Source organism: Klebsiella sp. Ech2A, from assembly GCF_030078455.1.
In the GTDB taxonomy this organism is placed as follows: domain Bacteria; phylum Pseudomonadota; class Gammaproteobacteria; order Enterobacterales; family Enterobacteriaceae; genus Klebsiella; species Klebsiella terrigena.
In genome coordinates this window covers 1-6,396 of the sequence record NZ_JAQGFU010000224.1, presented here as the reverse complement: position 1 = coordinate 6,396, position 6,396 = coordinate 1, and the positions used below count along the sequence as shown (strand labels likewise).

General features: G+C 60.9%; 4 protein-coding genes and 1 pseudogene. 2 read left to right on the top strand and 3 right to left on the bottom strand.

What is annotated here, in order from left to right; all coding sequences use genetic code 11:
• From PFH44_RS23670 to bglX, 3 genes and pseudogenes are all read right to left on the bottom strand, one after another.
• A pseudogene (locus tag PFH44_RS23670) lies at nucleotides 1-336 on the bottom strand (ABC transporter permease); the annotation flags it as partial.
• 6 nt (nucleotides 337-342) lie between these two features.
• Nucleotides 343-1,260, bottom strand: a complete 918-nt coding sequence (osmF, locus tag PFH44_RS23665) for a glycine betaine ABC transporter substrate-binding protein OsmF (RefSeq protein ID WP_283826340.1) — start codon at nucleotides 1,258-1,260, stop codon at nucleotides 343-345.
• A 140-nt stretch (nucleotides 1,261-1,400) separates the two neighbouring features.
• Complete coding sequence (bglX, locus tag PFH44_RS23660) at nucleotides 1,401-3,698, bottom strand: beta-glucosidase BglX (protein ID WP_283826339.1); 2,298 nt, start codon at nucleotides 3,696-3,698, stop codon at nucleotides 1,401-1,403.
• Between the two features lie 290 nt (nucleotides 3,699-3,988).
• Here bglX and dld point away from each other — a divergent pair, with 290 nt between their 5' ends.
• Together dld and PFH44_RS23650 are read left to right on the top strand one after the other, a co-directional pair.
• Complete coding sequence (dld, locus tag PFH44_RS23655; protein WP_283826338.1) at nucleotides 3,989-5,725, top strand: D-lactate dehydrogenase; 1,737 nt, start codon at nucleotides 3,989-3,991, stop codon at nucleotides 5,723-5,725.
• Nucleotides 5,726-5,884: 159 nt separating this feature from the next.
• Nucleotides 5,885-6,396, top strand: a 512-nt coding sequence (locus PFH44_RS23650; RefSeq protein WP_283826337.1) for a GNAT family N-acetyltransferase, incomplete at its 3' end; no start/stop codon positions are given.

Below are 6,396 nucleotides of genomic sequence, written 5' to 3'. Positions count from 1 at the left end.
CAGGCCGCTGCCCGGCGACGTGCGCGCCAGCGACGACCCGCTTTGCGCCAGCTGCAGCGCCGCCTGCCCGCCGCCGTACCACAGCAGCGGCAGCAGCGCATCGGCTATCAGGAAGGTTAGCAGCAGCGGTAAGCGGCCCGGGAGCGCGCAAAGCAGCAGGACGGCCGCCGCCATGCCCAGCTGCGCGGCGGCCAGCCACGGCCAGCTTTGCCATAGCCAGCGCGCCTCGCCGGAGAGCAGCCGGTTCGGCGCATAGTTAACAAACGGCAGCGCCACCATCATCAGCAGTAAAAGTGCCAGCAGCAGCGAAACGCGGTTATAGCAACGAATAGCCACCAAAACCTACTTCAACAGCCCTTTTTGCTGCAGATAGTCTGCGGCAACTTTCTTCGCGTCCAGCCCTTCCACCGCGATGCTGGCGTTGAGCTGCTGCAGCGTTTTTTCGTCAAGGCTGGCGAAGACCGGCTGCAGCCACTGCGCCATCTGCGGATAGGCCTTCAGCACCGCGTCACGCACCACCGGCGCCGGGGCGTAGATCGGCTGCACGCCTTTCGGGTCGCTCAGCGTTTGCAGCCCGAGCGCGGCCACAGGCCCGTCGGTCCCGTAGGCCATCGCCGCGTTGACGCCGGAGGTCTGCTGCGCCGCCGCCTTGATGGTCACCGCCGTGTCGCCGCCGGCCAGCGACAGCAGCTGGCTTTGATTAAGCTTGAAATCGTAGGCCTTTTCAAAGGCCGGGAGCGCATCCGGACGTTCGATAAACTCCGCGGAGGCCGCCAGCTTGAATTCGCCGCCCTTTTGCAGATAGCCGCTCAGGTCGGCCAGCGAAGTGAGATGATTTTTTTGCGCCACATCCTGACGCACGGCGATGGTCCAGGTGTTGTTGGCCGGTGCGGGCGTTAGCCAGATGAGCTTATTCTTCTCGGCGTCCAGGGTTTTGACCTTCTCATAACCCTGCTGCGCGTTTTTCCACGCCGGGTCGTTCTCCTGCTTAAAGAAGAAGGCCCCGTTGCCGGTGTACTCAGGATAAATATCTAATTCGCCCGCGGTAATGGCGCCGCGCACCACCGGCGTGGTGCCAAGCTGAATTTTATTCACCGTTTTTACGCCGTGGCTCTCAAGAACCTGCAAAATAATGTTGCCCAGCAGCGCCCCTTCGGTATCAATTTTTGAACCCACTTTGACCGGCTCCGCCGCCTGCAGCGGCAGGCTCACCAGGGCTGCCAGCGCCAGCGCGCCCGACCATTTGCTTGCAATCCTCATCCCGCTTCCCTCTTTAATTTGCGCTCCATTTACAGAAGCTTAAGAGAAAAGCGTAGCGCAAATGCGCGATGAAAGGAAAAGAAAAGGCCGGTTACCCGGCCTGATAGAGGAGCAAAGTCGGCGCATCGCGCCGGCCCGAACTAAAGCAATTCAAACTCACCCTGCTTCACGCGAGCGGAATCAACGCCGATAAAGACGTTGAATTTACCCGGCTCGGCGGCGTATTTCATTTTCTGGTTCCAGAACTTCAGCGCGTCGACCTCAATCGGGAAGCTGACGGTTTGCGTCTCGCCCGGCTTGAGGGTCACGCGCTTGAAGCCGCGCAACATTTTCACCGGACGGCTCATCGAGGCGGTCACGTCCTGCAGGTACAGCTGGATAACCGTGGCCCCTTCGCGCTTGCCGGTATTGGTCACCTGCACGCTGGCGGTCACGCTGCCGTCGGCCTGCATGGTCGGTGCCGACATTTTGACGTCAGAGACGCTGAAGGTGGTGTAGCTCAGGCCGTAGCCGAACGGGTAGAGCGGGCCGTTGGCCTCGTCGAAGTAGCGCGAGGTGTACTTGTTCGGCTTGTCGGCGTTGTAAGGACGACCGGTATTGAGGTGGCTGTAGTAGACCGGGATCTGCCCGACCGAGCGCGGGAACGACATCGGCAGCTTGCCGGACGGATTGGCGTCGCCGAACAGCACGTCGGCAATGGCGTTGCCGCCTTCGGTGCCGGCAAACCAGGTTTCCAGCATCGCGTCAGCCTGCTGATCCTCTTTGACCAGCGCCAGCGGGCGACCGTTCATCAGCACCAGCACCAGCGGTTTACCGGTGGCTTTGAGGGCGCTGATTAAATCGCGCTGGCTCTGGGGCAGCGTGATATCGGTGCGGCTGGAGGCCTCGTGCGCCATCCCCTGCGCTTCGCCGACAACCGCGACCACCACGTCGGACTGCTTCGCGGCGGCGACCGCCTCGTCGATCATCGCCTGCGGCGTGCGCGGATCGACCTGCACCGCTTTTTCATACAGGTTGAGGAAATCAACGATGCCTCGATCGTTCGTCACGTTGGCGCCGCGGGCGTATAGCACCTTGCCCCGATCGCCGAGCGCCGTTTTAATCCCGGTAAGCACGGTCACCGACTGATCGGCAACCCCTGCCGCCGACCAGCTGCCCATCATGTCACGCTTGCTGTCGGCCAGCGGCCCGATAACCGCCACGGTGCCCGATTTTTTCAGCGGCAGCGTCTCGAGACGGTTTTTCAGCAGTACCAAGCTTTCACGCGCCACTTCCCGGGCCTCTTTACGATGCAGGCGGCTTTCGGCGTTGGTGTCCTGCGGGTCTGATTCCTTCGGCCCCAGGTGGCTGTACGGATCGTTGAACAGGCCCATGTCGTATTTGACGTTAAGCACGTGGCGCGTCGCGTCGTCCAGCTCCGCCATCGTCACCTTGCCGGACTTCACCAGATCCGGCAGGTATTTGCTGTAGTACTCGTCGCTCATGCTCATATTGATGCCGGACTTCAGCGCCACGCGCACCGCGTCTTCCGGATCGGAGGCAACGCCGTGCTTGATAAGCTCTTTGATCGCCCCGTGGTCGGAAACGGTAATGCCCTTAAAGCCCCAGTCGTCGCGCAGCACCTCTTTGAGCAGCCACGCGTCGGAGGTGGCCGGGGTGCCGTTGAGCGAGTTAAGCGCCACCATGACCGCGCCGCTGCCGGCATCCAGCCCCGCTTTGTACGGCGGCATATAGTCGTTGAACAGGCGCTGCGGGCTCATATCGACGGTGTTGTACTCTTTACCGCCCTCCACCGCGCCGTAGGCGGCGAAGTGCTTGACGCTGGTCATCACCGAGTAGCGGTCCGCCGGGCTCTTGCCCTGCATCGACTCAACCATCGCTTTGCCCATCATGGTGGTTAAATAGGTATCTTCGCCAAAGCCCTCGGAGGCGCGTCCCCAGCGAGGATCGCGGGAGACATCCACCATCGGCGCCCAGGTCATGTTGAGGCCATCGTCGGCGGCTTCATAGGCCGAAATGCGCCCGACGGTGTTCACCGCGTCGAGGTTAAAGGAGGAGGCCAGGCCGAGGCTAATCGGGAAGACGGTGCGCTGACCGTGGAGCACGTCGTAGGCGAAGAACAGCGGAATTTTCAGCCGGCTGAGCTGCATTACCTGGTCCTGCATCACGCGGATATCCGAGCGGGTCACGGTGTTAAAGATAGCCCCGACCTGGCTCTCTTTGATCATCTCGCGGATCGCCTCTTTCGGGTTATCCGGCCCGACGCTAATCAGCCGCAGCTGGCCTATTTTTTCGTCCACCGTCATCTTCTTCAGCAGTTCGCTGACGAAGGCATCCCGCGCCTGCGGAGTCAAAGGATGGTTGCCGAACAGTTCATCCGCCAGCGCGGGTTGCAGCGCCAGGCTAACGGCGAGGCCTACAGTACAGAGCCATTTCATGGTGATCTCTCTTTCTTCCAGTAGCGAGGATTTTGGCGAAACCTATACTTTATCAATTGCGAACCGCGGCGCTCGTCGTCCCGACGCCGGCCCGTAAAGGGCAAGGCCGGCGGCGCGCAGCTGGTAAGGCGACAAGTATAATAAAAACCGCAGTTTGCCATAAACATAGGCGAGACGCCTGTAGAAAGCTCGGCTTCTGCTCTGATTTTTCGCAACATTCTTGCACCAAATTGTCATACAAAGCGCTATTCTTAGTGCAGAATTTTTTGTCCCACCACAAGGAGTGGATCATGTCATCTGCAGCAACACCACAAAACAACGCATTTCTGACGGAGCTGGCGCGACTGGTTGGCTCCTCGCATCTGCTCACCGATCCGGCCAAAACCCAGCGCTATCGCAAAGGGTTCCGCTCCGGCCACGGCGACGCGCTGGCCGTGGTCTTTCCCGGAACGCTGCTGGAACTCTGGCGGGTGCTGAGCGCCTGCGTGGAGGCCGATAAAATTATTCTCATGCAGGCGGCGAATACCGGCCTCACCGAAGGCTCCACCCCCAGCGGCAACGATTACGATCGCGAGATCGTGATTATCAGCACCCTGCGCCTCGACAAGCTGCATCTGCTGGGTAAGGGCGAGCAGGTGCTGGCCTTCCCGGGCACCACGCTCTATTCGCTGGAGAAGGCGCTGAAGCCGTTTGGCCGCGAGCCGCACTCGGTGATTGGCTCCTCCTGCATCGGCGCATCGGTTATCGGCGGCATCTGCAATAACTCCGGCGGCTCGCTGGTTCAGCGCGGCCCGGCCTATACCGAGATGTCGCTGTTTGCGCAGATTGATGAAAGCGGCAGGCTGCGCCTGGTTAACCACCTGGGCATCGATCTCGGCACCTCCCCGGAGCAGATCCTCAGCCGTCTCGACGACGATCGCATTAAAGATGAAGACGTCCTGCACGACGGCCGCCACGCCCACGATCATGATTACGTTACCCGCGTGCGCGACGTCACCGCCGACACGCCGGCGCGCTACAACGCCGACCCCGACCGCCTGTTTGAGTCCTCGGGCTGCGCCGGCAAGCTGGCGGTGTTTGCCGCCCGCCTCGATACCTTCCCGGCGGAAAAGCGCCAGCAGGTATTTTACATCGGCAGCAACAGGCCTGAAGCGCTGACCGAAATCCGCCGCCATATTCTTGCTGAATTCAACAACCTGCCGGTGGCAGGCGAGTATATGCATCGCGATATCTACGATATCGCCGAGCGCTACGGCAAGGACACCTTCCTGATGATCGACAAGCTCGGCACCGACAAAATGCCGTTCTTCTTCACCATGAAGGGCCGCACCGACGCGATGCTGGAGAAGGTGCCGCTGTTTAAGCCGCACTTCACCGACCGCTTTATGCAAAAAATCGGTCACGTTTTCCCGGCGCACCTGCCGGAGCGAATGAAAATCTGGCGCGATAAATATGAGCACCACCTGCTGCTGAAGATGGCGGGCGACGGCATCGAGGAAGCCCAGGCGTGGCTGACGGAGTACTTTAAAGAGGCCGAGGGCGATTTCTTCGTCTGCACGGCGCAAGAAGGCAGCAAGGCGTTCCTGCACCGCTTCGCCGCGGCGGGTGCCGCCATCCGCTACCAGGCCGTTCACGCCGACGAGGTGGAGGATATTCTGGCGCTGGATATCGCCCTGCGCCGCAACGACAGCGAGTGGTTTGAGCATTTGCCGGCCGACATCGACGACCAGCTGGTCTATAAGCTCTATTACGGCCACTTTATGTGCCACGTCTTCCACCAGGACTACATCGTTAAGAAAGGCGTGGATGCCCACGAGCTGAAGGAGAAAATGCTGGTGCTGCTAAAAGCGCGCGGCGCGCAGTATCCCGCCGAGCACAACGTCGGGCATCTTTACGAAGCGCCGGAGAGCTTAAAACAGTTCTACCGCCAGAACGACCCGACCAACAGCATGAACCCGGGGATCGGCAAAACCAGCAAGCAAAAATACTGGGGCGAGCGCCAGGAGAGCGACGGCAGCGCCTCGTAGGCGCAGAGGCTAACCGCGAACTTCTTCGGCCTGACCTCGCCCGCGTGCGGCCGGGCCGAAGAACGATCCCTGCCGGGGCTATTCATCTACCGGGGTTATGTATTACGCTGCATGCCGAAGAAACGCGTCCCCGGTAAACCTGGCTTAAGGAGCCCCACCATGTCCGAAGCGGATATGTTACACAGCGCTGAATTAGAAATCCGCGAAGCCCTGCCTGATGATGCTCACGCCATCGCCGCGCTGTACGTCTGGCACGTCCTCAACGGGCGCGCCTCCTTTGAAGATATTCCCCCCACCGTCGACGAAATGCGCAAGCGGATTAAAACCGTACGCGACAACGGCCTTCCGTGGCTGGTGGCGCTGTGGCGTGGGTCCATCGTCGGCTACTGCTACGCCACCTTTTACCGCCCTCGCCCGGCCTATCGCTACACCCTTGAAGAGTCGATTTACGTCGAATCGGGCATGGGCGGACGCGGCATCGGCAGCGCCCTGCTGTCGCAGCTCATCGCGAAGTGCGAGCAGGGGCCGTGGCGGCAGATGCTGGCGATCATCGGCGACGGGCACAATAACGCCGGCTCGCTGGCGATCCACAAAAAATTTGGCTTTAGCGTGGCGGGACAGCTGCGCAGCGTGGGCTACCAGATGGGTGACTGGCGGGGTACGCTGGTTTT